Source organism: Actinoallomurus sp. CA-142502, from assembly GCF_050936355.1.
Lineage (GTDB): Bacteria > Actinomycetota > Actinomycetes > Streptosporangiales > Streptosporangiaceae > Actinoallomurus > Actinoallomurus iriomotensis.
In genome coordinates this window covers 2,806,409-2,821,773 of record NZ_JBNJMY010000001.1, presented here as the reverse complement: position 1 = coordinate 2,821,773, position 15,365 = coordinate 2,806,409, and the positions used below count along the sequence as shown (strand labels likewise).

Below are 15,365 nucleotides of genomic sequence, written 5' to 3'. Positions count from 1 at the left end.
CAGGCGGCGCTAGCGCGCCGCACCACGAGGGAAGCGATCCTCCCCCGGCCCTTGATCCTCGCTAGATCACGCTGAACCCGTCACCGGCGCCCTGGCTCGCTCCTGGAGTACGCTGCTGCACCGTGACGGCGACCTACTGTGACCACTGCGGAGACCCGCTCACCGGCGGTGACCATGGAGGATGCCGGGTGGCGCGGACGATGGAGCCTCCGCGTTACTGCCCCGAATGCCGCCGCCGCATGGTCGTCCAGGTGACGCCCGGCGGCTGGACCGCCGACTGCAGCCGGCACGGCAGGCGTACGGGCTGAGAGACTGCCCGGCATTCATGCCTCCGGGCAGTCTCCGAGTCGGGGGTCCGGCGGTCCGTCCGGCTACTCGATGACGGCGATCAGGTCGCCCTCTTGGATGACATCGCCCTCGGCGACCTTGAGGCTGGCGACCGTGCCGGAGTCCTCGGCGATGACCGGGATCTCCATCTTCATGGACTCCAGGATGACGAGTGTGTCTCCGTCCTCCACGGTGTCGCCCTCGTTGACGACGACCTTCCAGACGTTCGCCACCATTTCCGCGCGCACTTCAGCCAACGCGGCTCCTTCCCTCAGACGCCGGCGCCTGCCGGACGCTCTTGCCGATCCAATTGTGCGACGAGTCCCTGGTCACGCGCGCATCCGGTCCACCAGACCGGTGTCGTAGTCGCCCGAGACGAACTCCGGGTTGTCCAGCAGCTCGGTGAAGAACGGCAGGTTGGTCTTGGGGCCCTCGACGCGGAACGCCGCGACCGCCTCCCGCGCCGTCGCGAGGGCCTGGGACCGGTCGGCGCCGTAGACGCACAGCTTGGCGAGGAGCGGGTCGTAGAACGGGGTGACCTTGTTGCCCGCCTGGTAGCCCGAGTCGACCCGGACGACGTCGCCGGACGGCTCCTCCCACACCGTGATGTCGCCGGGGCTGGGCAGGAACCGCTTGGGGTCCTCGGCGTAGACGCGGAACTCGATCGCGTGCCCGCGCGGCTCGACCTCGGTGAACGTGACCGGCTCACCCGCCGCGACGAGGAGCTGCTGCTCGACCAGGTCGATGCCGGTGACCAGCTCGGTGACCGGGTGCTCAACCTGGAGCCGGGTGTTCATCTCGAGGAAGACGAACTCCTGTGCCGCCGGGTCGACCAGGCACTCGACCGTGCCGGCGCCGCGGTAGCCGACGGCCTCACCGGCGCGTACGGCCGCGGCGAGCATGCGGGAGCGCAGCTCGGGTCCGACGCCCGTGGACGGGGTCTCCTCCACGACCTTCTGGTGCCGCCGCTGCACGGAGCAGTCGCGTTCGCCGAGGGCCACGACCGTGCCGTCGGCGAGGCCGAGGATCTGGATCTCCACGTGCCGGGCGCGCTCGATGAAGCGTTCGAGCAGGATGTCGGGGTTGCCGAAGAACCGTTCGGCGCGGGTGCGCGCCGTCTCGAAGGCCTTGCGCAGCTCGGCCTCGTCGTAGGCGACGCTCATGCCGATGCCACCGCCGCCGCCCGCCGCCTTCACCATGACGGGGTAGCCGATGCCCGCGGTGACGGCCGCGTCGGCGTCGGGCACGGGCTCGCGGGTGCCGGCCGCGACCGGCACGCCCGCCTTCTCCATGAGGTTACGGGCGCTGATCTTGTCGCCCATGGCCGCGATCGCCTCTACGGGCGGGCCGATCCAGGTGAGGCCGTCGTCCGCGACACGGCGGGCGAACGCGGCGTTCTCGGCGAGGAAGCCGTAGCCGGGGTGGACGGCGCGGGCGTTGGTGCGCCGCGCGGCCTCCATCACCGCGTCGACGTCGAGATAGCTCTTGGCGGGCTGCGCCGGGCCGATCAACACCGCTTCGTCGGCCTCCGCGACGTACGGCAGGTCGGCATCGGCCTCGGAGTACACGGCGATCGCCTTCACCCCGAGCGCACGCACGGTTCTGATCACCCGACGGGCGATCTCTCCGCGATTGGCCACCAACACCGACTCGAACACCGGTCCTCCTCAATTCGTCAGCCCAGGAAGAATAACCACGCACGCGTCGGCGGAGCGCGATGCTCGCCGACAAAAACCCGAGTGCCGCCTTGTCAGCGCATACGGTCGACAACGTGTCCGAGCGCCTCGACCACGGTCGGGTCGTACTCCGCGGCCGAATCACCCCGCAGGCGTTCGAGCACGGCCGCCGACCGGTCACGGTCGGACGACGCCCCGACAAGATCATCGTAGGCGTTCGCGACCTTGATGACGCGGCTCGCCAGTGGTGGGGCGGATCCCTCCACCGCGCGGTACGGCTCGGACTGGCGTCGGACGATCTCCGCGACCTCGTTCAGGACGCCGGTCTCGGTGATCACGTTGGCGCCCAGCCCGGCGATGCGCCGCTGCTCACTGGGCGAGGCCAGGACGGTCGCGCCGCCCGGGATCGGATCGCGCAGCGACAGCTGGCCGATGTCGTGCATGAGCGCGGCGTACTCCAACTCGAGCAGCGCCTCCTCGTTCATACCCAGCTCACGTCCCATCTGCACGGCGAGCTCGCTCACCCGGCGGGAGTGCCCGGCCTCGACGTACCCGCCGACCTCGGTCACCTGGGACAGGGCGCGGACGGTCTGCAGGTAGGTGGCCCGGATGCCGGCGAAGCGCCGGAACGCGATCTGGGTCACCAGGATCGGGGCGCTGAACACCAGCAGCGCCACCGGGCCCATGACGAACGTGCTCACCGCGATCAGGATGCCCGTGGCGCCCGAGGCTGCGCAGAGCGGCACCTTGGCCCGCACCTCGTCGCCGAGCGCGATGGCGAACCGCGTGCGCACCACCTCGGCGCGGATGGTCGCCGCGGCCACCCACTCGGCGGCGCAGGAGAGCATGACCGTGAGCACCATCACCGTGATGAGCAACGGCCAGTGATGCTGCAGCGACGAACTCCCGATCGGGCGGAAGACGAAGGCCACCAGGGCCGGGCTCAGGACGCGCCGGGCCATCGCGTCGAGCGCCGGGATCCGGCCGACCGCGATGTGCGGCAGCGCGCCGATGAGCGTGCCGCAGGCCGTCACCGTGACCGCCTGGAACGCCGAGTGCGTGGCCGGTTCGCTGCCCACGCGCAGCAGCAGGGCGTAGCCGAGGGAGCCCGCGCTCGCGATCGGGGCGACCTCGCGGCTGCCCGGCATGATCATGCGAAGCAGCTCGCCGACCGCGATGAGCGCGCCGAACAGGATCGCCGTACGGGAGTCCTCCAGGCCCACCGCACCGACCTGGGTGACGGAGGCGATGATCAGCATCCCGGCCACCGCGATCAGGAGCAGCTGGGCGGAGTCCAGCGACTGCCACGCCGGACGCGGACGTCCGGCCTGCGCGGTCACGAGCCCTCCTTCGTCGGGGGGTGTGACCACAGGACCGCGTCTCCGATTCCCACGCTCCGCTCGGTCACGAGCCCTCCTCCGCCGGAAGGAGCGACCACAGGACCGCGTCTTTACTTCCCTCGCTTCGCTCGGTCACGGACGTCCTCCGGTCACCGGACGCCCTCGCCGGCGACGCGCAGGGGCGCGCTGGGGTCGTCGTGGTCCTGCTGGGTGGTCTCGTCGCCCTCCTCCGGCGGCGGGACCGGGTCGGGCTGGGTCCATCCGTGGCGTTCGATGGCGGCGATGAACGCCTCGACCAGTTCGGGGTCGAAGTGGCTGCCGGCCGAGCGCCGCAGCTCGGCGATGCCCTCCTCGATGGAGCGGGCGGGGCGGTAGGAGCGAGTGGAGGTCATCGAGTCGAACGCGTCGGCCACCGAGATGACCCGGGCGAACTCGGGGATCTCCGCGCCGGCCAGGCCCATGGGGTATCCCTTGCCGTCCATCCGCTCGTGGTGGTGCATGATGCCGGCGAGCGCCTCGTCGAGGAAGCCGATCTCCCGCACGATCTCCAGGCCGCGCATCGGGTGCAGCTGGATCGCGGCGAACTCCTCCTCGGTCAGGTCGCCGGCCTTCTGCAGCACCTTGGTCGGCACGCCGAGCTTGCCGACGTCGTGGAGCATCCCGGCGTAGCGGATCGCGCCGACCCGCTCGGGCCGCATCCCGATCGCCTGGGCGATCATGCCCGAGCCGCGGGAGACCCGCTCGCTGTGACCGCGCGTGTAGTAGTCCTTGGTCTCCACCGCCTGGCAGAGCGCCGCGATCGTCGCGGCGTGGGCCTGCTGCTGGTCGCTGGTCTGCTGGAACGCCCACCGGGCCAGCAGCATCGGCATCAGGACGAGCACGGCGGAGAACGGCCCGATGAGCCCCCACGGCGCCGCGATGAGCAGCCCGAACATGCCGTACGACAGCTGGCCGGCGGCGAGGTTGCCGATGGGCCGCCAGCGGAACCCCCACAGGGGCGCCGTCTTGGTCAGCACGAGGACGACGCCGATCAGCGCGAGGTTGACCGCGACGTAGGTGACGACGGCGGCGAGGTAGGGCGCGATGATGTCCGGGAACGAGCCGTTGGTGGGCTTGCCGGTCGTGCCGCCGGCCGCGCTGTACACGACGCCGGCGAGGTAGCCCGACAGGGCGAACTGGGCCCCGTTGAACAACCGCTTCACGATGCCCATGTCGCGCCGCCAGGCGACGATCGCCGACGCGCCGACGATCGCGGCGCCCGCCGGCCCGAGCAGCACGACCGAGGCCAGGCCCGCCGAGTAGCTCAGCGACACCCGGGCGTTCTCGCTGTTGAGCAGCGCCGGCGCCGACTCGCAGATCACCGACAGGAGTGCGAGGACGGCGAGTGTGGTCCAGTCGATGCCGTCGAGGGACGAGAGGCCGATGGACGAGGCCGCGAGCACGACGACCGTGCAGACGTACGCCCATGCGGCGAGGGGTAGTCCACGCAATGCCGCCCCCACAGGTTACGGGCTAATTCCAGGACACGCCTTGACGCACTTTCCTCCGCCTCCCCGTCGGGCTCCGGCTCTGGGAGCCCTTCATCCCTGACTCACCGCCCGCCCTCGGATCGACGCCGGAAGAATCGGTGGTAAGCCTAACCCGACTGCCCCGGCTGACGCAGACGCGCGGGGGAAAGGTGAGCAAAGCGTGAATGAATCGTCACCTACGGTCGGCGGCGCGCCCACGAACTGCAAAGTCGGTCATTCGACGAGGTTGGCGCGAACCTCTTCAATTCGCCCAAGCACCTTCGCCCGTAGGTCCTGCGGCACCGGGTCGCAGCCACAGCTCTTGTGCACGAGCTTCTTGACCGACTCTTCCAGGCCGTACTCCCGCAGGCAGGGACCGCACTCGTCGAGGTGCTGCCGGATGTCGGAGCATCCGTGCTCGTCCAGCTCGCCGTCGAGGTAGGAGTAGATACGGGCGAGGACCTCCGTGCAGGGGGTCTCGTGAGGCTTTCCGCAGCTCATTTCGCCACCTCACCGGGGTGCGCGAGGGTCCGGCCGCTCATACGGAGTCCTCCTTGCGCCCGGACCCGTTCGCGCGGGCCAGCCCGCGCTCACGCGCGTAGTCTTCGAGCATCGACCTCAGCTGCCGCCGTCCACGGTGCAGCCGGGACATCACGGTACCGATAGGAGTGCCCATGATGTCGGCGATCTCCTTGTACGCGAAGCCTTCGACGTCCGCGAAGTAGACCGCCATCCGAAAGTCCTCGGGCAGCGCCTGCAGTGCCCGCTTCACGTCGGAGTCGGGAAGGTGCTCCAGGGCCTCCGACTCGGCGGACTTCAGGCCGGTCGAGCTGTGCGACTCGGCGCGCGCCAACTGCCAGTCCTCGATCTCCTCCGACGCCGACTGCTTCGGCTCCCGCTGCTTCTTGCGGTAGGAGTTGATAAAGGTGTTGGTGAGGATCCGGTAAAGCCAGGCCTTGAGGTTGGTGCCCTCCTGGAACTGGTGGAAGGAACCGAACGCCTTGGCGAACGTCTCCTGCACCAGGTCCTCCGCGTCCGCGGGGTTGCGCGTCATGCGCAGCGCGGCGGAATACAGCTGGTCGAGAAACGGAAGCACGTCGCGCTCGAAGCGCCGACTGCGTTGCTCCAGAGTCTCCACTGCCTCGGGTACCTGACCCACCCCCTCCGTCGCGCGGGTGCCGGCCTCTGGACCAGCACCGAAACCATACGCTCCAGACGATAGCGGGTGCACCACCGACGCATCGCGTCGGTCCGCCAGCAAGACGGCCATCATCACCTCGAACTTTCGCAGGCCAGTGTCCGTTATGACGCTGTGCAACGCGCCACGCGCCCACGGGATTCCCAGGAGCGGGGGAATGCTCCGGCACACCGGCATGAAGTGTGAGCTCGTACCGCCAACAGGGAAGGATTGGGAGAAATGCATCCCCGAGGAGCCGCCGTGCTGTCCATTCCGGCGAAGCATCCCGCGGTCGGCGAGTCCGAGTCGCTCGCGAGCTACTGGACGTTCTACTGGGCCGTGGCGGCCGCGCAGCTGTCCCGGTGGCTGCCCCGCCGGCCGTCACGGGTGCTCGACCTGTCCGGGCCCCAGACCCGCTACGCCGACCAGGTGGCGCACGCGGGTCACACCGTGGTCGAGGTCCGCGACGCTCCTCGCGGCACGCCACAGCCCCGGCTCACCCGCACGATCGTCGGAGAGGCGTCCTCGCTCGGGTTCCTCTCCCCCGGTTCGTTCGACGCCGTCGTGGCCGAGGGACGCATGCTGTCGCGCCACCTGGTCACCGAGAACGTCGTCGCGGAGATCGCCCGCGTGCTGCGCCCCGGCGGCCGGGTGCTGCTGAGCGTGGACTCCCTCGTCCTGGGCATGGCCATCCTGGCGGAGCAGAACTACTGGGCCCACCTGTCCGACGTGCCGCGCTCGGAGGTCATGCTGGTGCCCTGGCCGGACGGCACGATCACCCGGTGCTTCGGCGTCGAGCAGCTACGCGACCTGCTCACTGAGTGCGACCTGGAGGTCGAGTGGATCCGGCCGCGCACGGCCCTGTCGCCGTCGACCGTGGAGCACGTGCTGAAGACCAGCCCCGAGTCGCTCCCCCGTCTCGTACGGGCGGAGCTGACCGCGCCCCAGGCCGACGAACCGGTCGGCATCCACCTCGTCGCCAGCGCGATCAAGAAGGCCGGCCGGCGTCCATCTCCCTAGCGGCGGAGCCGGGCGTGCTTTCCCTGGCAGGCGACGCAGCGGGACGCCTCGGGACGGGCCTCCAGACGGCCTTCGGGGATCTGCAGGCCGCAGTCCACGCATTTGCCGTACGTGCCCTCGTGGGCGCGGGCGAGCGCCGCGAGCACCTCGGCACGCTGGCGGCGCAACGCCGCGAGGGCGGCGTCGACCCGGTCGGTGTCCGACAGGCTGGCGCCCGCGTCGGCCGTGTGGTGTTCGGCCTCCGGGTGCTCCCCCTGCACGGCCGTGATCGACCGTTCGAGGTCGGCGAGCATCTCATCGAGGCGCTTGCGCGCGGTGTCCAGAGCCATGCGCACCTCCGACACGTGGTCAGAAGAGAGTGAGGGGAGATACTGAAGAAGTACCCATTCGGGGCAGCGGTCTGACCAGTTCCGGGCCGTTATTTGCCACCTTGTTCACGGCGGTGGACACCGGGTACGACTCGAGTCGCCCCTCCGCGGCCGGGACGAGCAGCGACCGGACCTCGTCGGGGTCGGTCAGCGCCGGGTCCAGCCACGCGTCGAACCGGTCCGGCTCCACCAGCATCGGCATCCGGTCGTGGATGCGGCCCAGGTCGTCGGTCGCCTCGGTGGTCAGGATCGTGCAGCTGAGCAACCGCCCGCCGGGGGCGTCCGGTGACCGCCACACCGCGTACAGCCCGGCCATCACCAGGATGCCCCCGTCGGCGGGGCGGATGAAGTGCGGCTGCTTGACGCCGTCACCGGTCACCTGCCACTCGTAGTAGCCGTCGGCCGGGACGACGCAGCGGTGCAGCGCGAACGACCGCCGGAACGCGGGCTTCTCGTGCGCGGTCTCGACCCGGGCGTTGATCATCCGGGCACCGATCGAGACGTCTTTGGCCCAGAACGGCACCAGCCCCCAGCGCGCGATGTGCAACTCACGCAGGTCACGCCCGGCCGGTTCCTCACCTTCGGTCGCACCGACCGCCCGGCCACCGCCGGCGTACTCGGGACTCGTCCGCTCCCCACTCACTCCGCTCGCCGCGGCGGTGCCGCCCGCGTTCGGTGGTCGCGTCCACTCGTCGCTCACTCCGCTCGCCGCGTCGCTGCCGCTTCGGCGGGTCAGGATCACCGGCACCGGCTTGGTCGGGGCGACGTTGTAGTCCGGTTCGAGATCGTCCGCCTCGTCACCGTCGACGCCGAAGAAGTCGACGAGCTCCTGGCGCCCCCGCGTGGACGCGTACCGACCGCACATCGCCCGATGCTCTCCTCTCTCCCCGCTCCATCTCAGGAACCGCGCTTGACCGCGCCTTCGATGGGCATGACCGGTGTTATGCAGATCATCAGGACCATCGCGCGCCCGCTCGTCGCGGCGCCATTCATGGTCACCGGACTCGAGACATTGCGCAATCCGGCTCCCCGCGCGGAGAAGGTGGCCCCTGTTCTCAAGCCGCTCGCCGACCGGGTGGCCTGGCTGCCGTCCAAGGATCCGGAGACGCTCGTACGGATCCAGGGCGCGATCGGGCTCGGCGCCGGTGCGCTGTTCGCCCTCGGCAAGTTCGAGCGCCTCACGACCCTCCTGCTCGCGGCGGAGGTGGTGCCCGCGCTGCTCACCGAGCACCAGTTCTGGAAGGAGGACGACCCCGAGCGTCGCGGCGTCGAACGCGCCCTCATGCTGAAGAACGCGGGGCTGTTCGGCGTGCTGCTGTACGCCGCCGCGGCACCGAGCCGGCACCGCCCGGTCAAGGCGGCCAAGACGAACCTGCGCGAGGCACGCCTGCAGGCGGCCATCGCCAAGGCCGAGGCCGGCCGTAGGGCCGAACGCGTCCGCCGCAAGGCGGCCAAGCGCGCCGCCCACGCCCAGCGCCGTGCGGTGAAGATCGGCCGCTGAGAGACCGCCCGCGAGCCCCACGCCCACGGCGCGGGCTCCCGGGGCGGCCTCCGGCCGCGACCACCTCCATCCCGTGACGGAGTATCAGCGCGGCGCAGTGACTCACGCCCCAGCGACGCGGACTCACGCACGAACGCCGAACAGGGGGGCCTGATCCATGCGACGGACGATCACCGCCGTCCCGGCCTCCACGACCACCGCCGGCCTCACGGGCCGTGCGTGACACTCACCGACGTCACGCACGATCAGTCCTTCCCCGGGCACCACGCAGGCTCACGGGCCGACCGCGAGCATGAGGACCTCCTCTGACGGACGATCAGCGCCGCCCACCCACACCCCACGACGGGATTACGGGCGATTCGGGCAAGACGACCTCACGGAGGTCACGCGCGATCGGCGCCATCCGGCGAGCCCAGTCCAACGGCGCGGCTCACGAGCGGTACCGGAGCACGAAAACCTCACCCCTATCTCATGCACCGCATGCCCTGCGACGTGGGCTCACGAGAGGTCCCCGAGCATGACGACCTCCCCCCGTCTCATAGGCGTCCATGCCACCCTGCGCCACCGCACACCCCGCGACGTGGGCTCACGGGAGGTCGCCGAGCATGACGACCTCATCCATATGCCGGAGGATCGGCTCGGCTCCGGGGATGGCCGCCTGGTGGGTGATCAGGAGCAGGGTCCGGTCCTTCGCCGCCGTCAGCACGTCCCGCTCGGTGACCGGGTCCTCCAGGATCAGGATCGGGACGTCGGCGAGCAGGGCCCGTGCCAGCGCGAGACGTTGCCGGTCCGCGCCGGCGATGGTCTCCTCGTTCACAGCAGCGTCCGGCGGGAGCGTCAGCCCCGCGCGCCGCAGCGCGTCGGCGACCTCCTCCTCGTCCGCGTCCGGCCGGGCCGCCCGTACGTTCGCCGCGACCGTGGCCGGCGACACCCGCGTGTCGCGGGCGCACAGGCCGATGACCCGCCGGACGTCCTCCCCGGCCAGGTCGCGCAGCTCCACTCCACCCAGCGTCACCGTGCCGTCGTAGTCGATGAACCGGAGCAGGACCGCCGCCAGGGCCGAGGTGCCGACCCGCCCGGCGCCGACCAGTGCCAGCCGCCGCCCGGCCGGCAGGACCAGCTCGGTGTCGCCGAGCCCCACGATCTCCCCGTCCGGCCACTGGACGCGCAGGTCCGCGACGCGCAGGTCGTACGGCCCCGGCGGCAGCGGCAGAGTCTCCCGCGCCTCGACGTCGTGTGCTACTGGAACCTGTGTGACCACTGTCGCCTCCCGTCTCCGCTGAGAGGCCACCCGGCACCCACGCCGCACCGGAGGTCTCTGCGGTCACGCTAGAGCGAGGGTCCGACAGTTCACCCGGCGATCTACCACCTCATTCCGTGGTCACGACCGTCACGGCACCTCGGCGTTCCGCAAGATCTCACCCCTTCTCCGGCCGGTACCCTTCATTCATGCCTCAGATGTGGTCCGCACCCGCGGCGGACGGTCCGGTCGACGCGCTGGTCTCGCTGCCGGGCTCCAAGTCGATGACCAACCGCGCGCTGATCCTCGCCGCGCTCTCCGACGGTGAGTCGCTCGTACGCCGGCCGCTGCGCAGCCGCGACACGGTGCTCATGACCGGAGCGCTGCGCGCGCTCGGCGTGTCCGTGGACGACGCGGGCGCGGACTGGCGGATCGTGCCGGGTGAGCTGCGCGGGCCCGCGACCGTCGACGTCGGCCTGGCCGGCACGGTCATGCGGTTCGTGCCGCCCGTCGCGGCCCTGGCCACCGGCGAGATCCACTTCGACGGCGACCCGTACGCCCGCAAGCGGCCGATGGGCACGATCCTGGCCGCGCTGCGGACCCTCGGCGCGGACGTCGACGGCGACGCCCTGCCGTTCACCGTGCGCGGCACGGGGGCGGTGCCGGGCGGCTCGGTGACGATCGACGCGTCCGGTTCGTCGCAGATGGTCTCCGGTCTGCTGCTGGCCGCGCCTCGTTACGGCAAGGGCGCGGAGGTACGCCACGAGGGCCCGCCCGTACCCTCGGGCGCGCATCTGACGATGACCGTGCGGATGCTGCGCGACGCCGGCGCCACCGTGGAGACCGAGCCCGACGTGTGGCGGGTCCAGCCGAGCACGCTGCACGCCGGTGAGATCGACATCGAACCCGACCTGTCCAACGCCGCGCCGTTCCTCGCCGCGGCCCTGGTCTCCGGGGGCCGGGTCACCGTACGCGACTGGCCGGCCGAGACGACGCAGCCCGGTGACGAGCTACGGCACCTGCTGGCCGCGATGGGCGCCTCGGTGTCGTACGAGGACGGCGACCTGACCGTACGCGGCGGCGCCGTCCACGGCATCGACGCCGACCTCGGTGACGTCAACGAGCTGAGCTGCGTGATCGCCGCCCTCGCGGCGTTCGCCGACGGTCCCTCACGGCTGCGCGGCATCGCGCACATGCGCGGGCACGAGACGGACCGGCTGGCCGCGCTCACGGCGGAGATCAACGGCCTCGGCGGCGACGTGCGCGAGCACCCCGACGGCCTGGAGATCCGGCCCCGGCCGCTGCACGGCGGCGTCTTCCACACCTACGACGACCACCGGATGGTGATGGCGGGCGCCGTGCTCGGCCTGGGCGTGCCGGGCGTCGAGGTGGAGAACCTCGCGACGGTGGGCAAGACGCTGCCTGAATTCGGCGAGCTGTGGGCGGAGATGCTGCGTTAGGCATGGCGCGCGATTGGGCGAGGCTCGACGAGGATGACGTACGGGTACGTCCGGGCCGCGGCTCCCGGCCACGTACCCGTCGCCGTCCCGCGCACGATGACGCGGTCGGCGGCTTCGTGCTGGCGGTGGACCGCGGCCGTTACACCTGTCTCGTGGACGAACGCCCCGTGACGGCGATGCGGGCGCGGGAGCTGGGGCGCAAGAGCGTCGTCGTCGGTGACCGGGTCCGCCTCGTCGGCGACGTGTCGGGCCGTCCGGACACGCTGGCACGCGTCGTCGCCATCGAGCCGCGGACCTCGACCCTGCGCCGTACCGCCGACGACAGCGACCCCGTGGAGCGGGTCATCGTCGCCAACGCCGACAACCTGGTCATCGTCACCGCCCTGGCCGACCCGCCGCCCCGCCCCCGGATGATCGACCGTTGCCTGGTCGCCGCGTTCGACGCGGGCCTGGCGCCGGTGCTCTGCCTCACCAAGGCCGACCTGGCCGCGCCGGACGCGCTGGAGGAGATGTACGCGCCGCTCGGCGTCACCTACGTCGTCACCCGCAAGGACCGGCCGGTCGACGACCTGCGCGCTCACCTGGCCGGCCGGATGAGCGTGCTGGTCGGCCATTCGGGTGTCGGCAAGTCGACGCTGGTCAACGCCCTGGTTCCGGACGCCGAGCGGGCGGTGAGCGCGGTCAATCCGGTGACCGGGCGGGGCCGGCACACGTCCTCGTCGGCGATCGCGCTCGCCCTGCCGGACGGCGACGGCTGGATCATCGACACGCCGGGGGTGCGCAGCTTCGGCCTCGCACACGTCAAGCCGGACGACGTGCTGGCGGCGTTCCCGGACCTGATCGAGGGCGACGCGGAGTGCCCGCCGCACTGCACCCACGTGCAGGACGACTGTGCCCTGGACGCCTGGGTGGCGGCGGGCAACGCCGACCCCTCGCGCCTGGACTCGCTGCGCCGGCTGCTGCTGAGCCGCGACACCGACGAGGCCTGAGGGTCCGGCGCGCCGCAGTGACCCGTCGGCGCCGTTGACGACGGGTCACAACCGAGAGGACAGCAGAAGTCGGCCGCGACTCGCAACAGTGCACACGCGATCTGGACGATTTGCTGATCTTTGATCTATATCGCGATTAATGTCTGGTCAGATCGCCCAGTGGGCCGTACGGGCTCCGCCGAACGCCGCTCACCGGCCCGGCCGCCGAATATCTTGGCGCGTTCGCCGGGCCGGTCTGTCTGTGCACGCCTCTGTCGCGATAGCGTTGCACGCCGTGGCGGACTATTCGGATGACCTACGCCTTGCACATGTCATGGCGGACGCGGCCGACGATGTCGCCACGCGCCGGTTTCGTGCCCTCGACCTGCGCGTCGAGACGAAACCCGACCTCACCCCCGTGACCGACGCCGATCGCATGGTCGAAGAGAGCCTGCGCAACACGCTGAAGCGCGCGCGGCCCCGTGACGCGGTGCACGGCGAGGAGTACGGCCGCACCGGCTACGGCCCGCGCTGCTGGGTGATCGACCCGATCGACGCCACGAAGAACTACGTACGCGGCGTACCGGTCTGGGCGACGCTGATCGCGCTGATGGAGGGCGACGACCCGGTGGTCGGGCTCGTGTCCGCCCCGGCGCTCAACCGCCGCTGGTGGGCCGCTCGCGGCGGCGGCGCGTGGACGGGGCGCAGCCTCGCCAAGGCCACCCGCTGCCGGGTCTCCGGAGTGACCGACCTGCCGGACGCGTCGTTCTCCTTCTCCAGCCTCACGGGGTGGGAGGAGCAGCGGCGCCTGGACGGGTTCTTGGACCTCACCCGCACCGTCTGGCGCGCCCGGGCCTTCGGCGACTTCTGGTCGCACGTGATGGTCGCCGAGGGGGTCGTGGACGCGTCCGCCGAACCCGAGGTGTCGCTGTGGGACGTGGCGGCCCTCCAGGTCATCGTGGAAGAGGCCGGCGGCGTCTTCACGGACCTGGCCGGCGTGCCGACCCCCGACGGCGGCAGCGTCGTGTGCACCAACGGTCTCCTGCACGCGGCGGTGCTGGAGAAGCTCGGCGGCGGCCCGGTCATGCGCAGAGTCTGACGCTTTCCGTCGACACGATATATCTTGTGGTTGGAGGAACAGCGGCGACCTGCCCGCTCGTTCTCCTAGCGAAGTCCACGGAACGGAGAAGATCGTGGGACGCACCGGATACGTCGTCGTCGGGGTCATCGTTGCACTGATCGCCTTCATCCTGCTGCCCGGGTGGGTCAAGCTGCTCGGCGTGCTACTGCTCGTCGGCGTGCCGGCGGCGGGATACCTCATGCTCGACCCGTCACAGCGCCGCCGCCTCCGCGGGCAGGCCCGCAAGCGGATCGGCTGACCGCACCTCCCGACCGCCCCGTCGACCCTCGGGGCGGTCCTCAGATCGTCGCGTGGTTCGGCAGGGTCCGTACGTCGGGGACGGCCAGCACGGCGAGCGTCGCGGCGAGGATGACCGCGCCGTTCAGCGCGACGGCCCCGCCGAGCCCCAGGCCGGCCATCGCCGGTCCGGCCAGGGTCTGGCCGAGCGGGTTGAAGACGAACGAGCCGAGCGAGTCGTACGCGTAGACCCGCGACAGCGCCTCGGGCGGCACATTGTGCTGGACCACGGTGTCCCACTGCACGCCGAAGATCTCGAACCCCACGCCGGCGGTGAACGCCGCCGCCAGCACGACCGGCACCGGCGCCGCCACGGCCAGCGCGAAGAGCACCGGCACGCCGGCCAGCACGCCGTACGTCGCGAGCAGCAGCGGCCGGCGCGGACGGTGCCACAGCGCCGACAGCCCGCCCGCCATGAACCCGGCCGCCTCGGACGCGACGACGAGCCCCCAGGCCGTCGCGCCGCCCAGCTCACGCTTGGCGACCAGCGGCCCGAGTACGTTGAATCCGCCGGCGAACGCCGCGTTCACGAACGCGAACTGCACCACGATCGTCCACAGCCACGTACGCGACCGGAACTCCCGCCAGCCGCTCCTGAGCTCGCCCAGCACGCCCGTACGCGGCAGGGCGACGCGAGGAAGGGCGAGCCGGCCGAAGAACACCGCCGCCGCCGCGAAGGTCGCCGCGTCCACCCCGATGGCCCAGCCGGGCCCGCACGCGGCCACGACCACACCGGCCAGCCCCGCGCCCACCACCTTGGCGGCGTTCATGGCGAGGCGCAGCAGGGCGTTCGCGGGCTGGATGAGGGGCGAGGCGACGGTCTGCGGCACCACCCCGAGCGAGGCGGGCCCGAGGAACGCCGCGGCCATCCCGTTCGCGGCCTCCAGGAGCGCCAGCTGCCACACGCGCGCTCCCCCGCCGATCAGCAGGACGGCCGCGACGGTCTGGGTACCGGCCGCGACCAGGGAGAACGCCACGAGAATGACGTGCCGGGGCAGCCGGTCCGCCCACACGCCGCCCAGCAGGAGCAACCCGACGGTGGGCAGGCTACGCGCGGCCAGCACGATGCCCAGGTCGCTCGCCGAGCCCGTCAGGTCGAGCACCGCGAACGCGAGCGCCACCGGAGCCATCGCGTTGCCAAGAAAGGACACCAGCCGGCCAAAGAACAACATGCGAAAACGCCGGGCGGCGAGCGGCCTGAGAGCGGACCTCACAACCTGACGACCCTAGCCTCATGTCCGGCCTCGTACGGCTCGAGGTGCTCGGGGGTCTCGGCGCCGCGGCCGTTTCCGGCGCTGTCGTGTACGGCCGGTTTGGACCGGACTCACCCAAGGGAGCGCCACAGCCGTACGGGATGCGGTCT

Annotated in this window: 17 protein-coding genes; 7 read left to right on the top strand and 10 right to left on the bottom strand. The window is 71.3% G+C overall.

Translation table 11 applies throughout. The features are described 5' to 3' along the window. Positions 1–122 precede the first annotated feature (122 nt). Positions 123–308, top strand: coding sequence for a hypothetical protein (locus ACQEV1_RS13740; protein ID WP_433394120.1), 186 nt, complete (start codon positions 123–125; stop codon positions 306–308). A 63-nt stretch (positions 309–371) separates the two neighbouring features. Here the strand turns inward: ACQEV1_RS13740 and ACQEV1_RS13735 are convergent, their stop codons facing one another. From ACQEV1_RS13735 to ACQEV1_RS13710, 6 genes are all read right to left on the bottom strand, one after another. Beyond that, the gene (locus tag ACQEV1_RS13735) at positions 372–584 is read right to left on the bottom strand and encodes a biotin/lipoyl-binding carrier protein (RefSeq protein WP_285570319.1); all 213 of its coding nucleotides are present in this window, start codon (positions 582–584) and stop codon (positions 372–374) included. 72 nt (positions 585–656) lie between these two features. Beyond that, the gene (locus ACQEV1_RS13730) at positions 657–1,973 is read right to left on the bottom strand and encodes an acetyl-CoA carboxylase biotin carboxylase subunit (protein WP_433405892.1); all 1,317 of its coding nucleotides are present in this window, start codon (positions 1,971–1,973) and stop codon (positions 657–659) included. A 104-nt stretch (positions 1,974–2,077) separates the two neighbouring features. Further along, positions 2,078–3,343, bottom strand: a complete 1,266-nt coding sequence (locus ACQEV1_RS13725; RefSeq protein WP_285618335.1) for an HD-GYP domain-containing protein — start codon at positions 3,341–3,343, stop codon at positions 2,078–2,080. 149 nt (positions 3,344–3,492) lie between these two features. Further along, the gene (locus ACQEV1_RS13720) at positions 3,493–4,833 is read right to left on the bottom strand and encodes an HD-GYP domain-containing protein (protein ID WP_285570329.1); all 1,341 of its coding nucleotides are present in this window, start codon (positions 4,831–4,833) and stop codon (positions 3,493–3,495) included. Between the two features lie 252 nt (positions 4,834–5,085). Then, positions 5,086–5,352 carry a mycothiol system anti-sigma-R factor gene (rsrA, locus tag ACQEV1_RS13715; RefSeq protein WP_285570332.1) on the bottom strand — a complete coding sequence of 89 codons (267 nt, stop codon included), beginning with the start codon at positions 5,350–5,352 and terminating at the stop codon, positions 5,086–5,088. A gap of 37 nt (positions 5,353–5,389) precedes the next feature. After that, entirely contained in the window at positions 5,390–6,010 is a 621-nt protein-coding gene (locus tag ACQEV1_RS13710) for a sigma-70 family RNA polymerase sigma factor (RefSeq protein ID WP_285570335.1), read from the bottom strand. A 258-nt stretch (positions 6,011–6,268) separates the two neighbouring features. Here ACQEV1_RS13710 and ACQEV1_RS13705 point away from each other — a divergent pair, with 258 nt between their 5' ends. Beyond that, the gene (locus tag ACQEV1_RS13705; RefSeq protein WP_285570338.1) at positions 6,269–7,048 is read left to right on the top strand and encodes a methyltransferase domain-containing protein; all 780 of its coding nucleotides are present in this window, start codon (positions 6,269–6,271) and stop codon (positions 7,046–7,048) included. Here the strand turns inward: ACQEV1_RS13705 and ACQEV1_RS13700 are convergent. Together ACQEV1_RS13700 and ACQEV1_RS13695 are read right to left on the bottom strand one after the other, a co-directional pair. After that, positions 7,045–7,377 carry a TraR/DksA family transcriptional regulator gene (locus tag ACQEV1_RS13700; protein ID WP_285570340.1) on the bottom strand — a complete coding sequence of 111 codons (333 nt, stop codon included), beginning with the start codon at positions 7,375–7,377 and terminating at the stop codon, positions 7,045–7,047. The genes ACQEV1_RS13705 and ACQEV1_RS13700 overlap by 4 nt on opposite strands. Positions 7,378–7,396: 19 nt before the next feature. Beyond that, complete coding sequence (locus tag ACQEV1_RS13695; protein ID WP_433394115.1) at positions 7,397–8,281, bottom strand: SOS response-associated peptidase; 885 nt, start codon at positions 8,279–8,281, stop codon at positions 7,397–7,399. Between the two features lie 78 nt (positions 8,282–8,359). Here ACQEV1_RS13695 and ACQEV1_RS13690 point away from each other — a divergent pair, with 78 nt between their 5' ends. Further along, on the top strand, positions 8,360–8,917 hold the full coding sequence (locus ACQEV1_RS13690; RefSeq protein ID WP_433394113.1) for a DoxX family protein: 558 nt from the start codon (positions 8,360–8,362) through the stop codon (positions 8,915–8,917). 586 nt (positions 8,918–9,503) lie between these two features. Here the strand turns inward: ACQEV1_RS13690 and ACQEV1_RS13685 are convergent. Continuing rightward, positions 9,504–10,178: an ATP-binding cassette domain-containing protein gene (locus tag ACQEV1_RS13685; protein WP_433394111.1), complete on the bottom strand. Its 675-nt coding sequence runs from the start codon at positions 10,176–10,178 to the stop codon at positions 9,504–9,506. A 188-nt stretch (positions 10,179–10,366) separates the two neighbouring features. On the opposite strand from ACQEV1_RS13685, the gene aroA reads away from it, so the two are divergent. From aroA to ACQEV1_RS13665, 4 genes are all read left to right on the top strand, one after another. Then, on the top strand, positions 10,367–11,617 hold the full coding sequence (aroA, locus tag ACQEV1_RS13680) for a 3-phosphoshikimate 1-carboxyvinyltransferase (protein ID WP_433394109.1): 1,251 nt from the start codon (positions 10,367–10,369) through the stop codon (positions 11,615–11,617). 2 nt (positions 11,618–11,619) lie between these two features. Then, complete coding sequence (rsgA, locus tag ACQEV1_RS13675) at positions 11,620–12,606, top strand: ribosome small subunit-dependent GTPase A (protein WP_285618346.1); 987 nt, start codon at positions 11,620–11,622, stop codon at positions 12,604–12,606. Positions 12,607–12,880: 274 nt separating this feature from the next. Next, complete coding sequence (hisN, locus tag ACQEV1_RS13670) at positions 12,881–13,684, top strand: histidinol-phosphatase (RefSeq protein WP_285618347.1); 804 nt, start codon at positions 12,881–12,883, stop codon at positions 13,682–13,684. 94 nt (positions 13,685–13,778) lie between these two features. Further along, complete coding sequence (locus ACQEV1_RS13665) at positions 13,779–13,964, top strand: hypothetical protein (RefSeq protein WP_285570360.1); 186 nt, start codon at positions 13,779–13,781, stop codon at positions 13,962–13,964. Positions 13,965–14,004: 40 nt separating this feature from the next. Here ACQEV1_RS13665 and ACQEV1_RS13660 read toward each other — a convergent pair whose 3' ends face one another. Continuing rightward, positions 14,005–15,216: an MFS transporter gene (locus ACQEV1_RS13660; protein ID WP_433394105.1), complete on the bottom strand. Its 1,212-nt coding sequence runs from the start codon at positions 15,214–15,216 to the stop codon at positions 14,005–14,007. Positions 15,217–15,365 lie beyond the last annotated feature (149 nt).

Coding starts and splice junctions, on each gene's coding strand:
- rsrA (WP_285570332.1), bottom strand. CDS start 5,352: ATGAGCTGCGGAAAGCCTCACGAGACCCCCTGCACGGAGGTCCTCGCC.
- ACQEV1_RS13705 (WP_285570338.1), top strand. CDS start 6,269: ATGCATCCCCGAGGAGCCGCCGTGCTGTCCATTCCGGCGAAGCATCCC.
- ACQEV1_RS13700 (WP_285570340.1), bottom strand. CDS start 7,377: ATGGCTCTGGACACCGCGCGCAAGCGCCTCGATGAGATGCTCGCCGAC.
- ACQEV1_RS13695 (WP_433394115.1), bottom strand. CDS start 8,281: ATGTGCGGTCGGTACGCGTCCACGCGGGGGCGCCAGGAGCTCGTCGAC.
- ACQEV1_RS13690 (WP_433394113.1), top strand. CDS start 8,360: ATGCAGATCATCAGGACCATCGCGCGCCCGCTCGTCGCGGCGCCATTC.
- aroA (WP_433394109.1), top strand. CDS start 10,367: ATGCCTCAGATGTGGTCCGCACCCGCGGCGGACGGTCCGGTCGACGCG.
- rsgA (WP_285618346.1), top strand. CDS start 11,620: ATGGCGCGCGATTGGGCGAGGCTCGACGAGGATGACGTACGGGTACGT.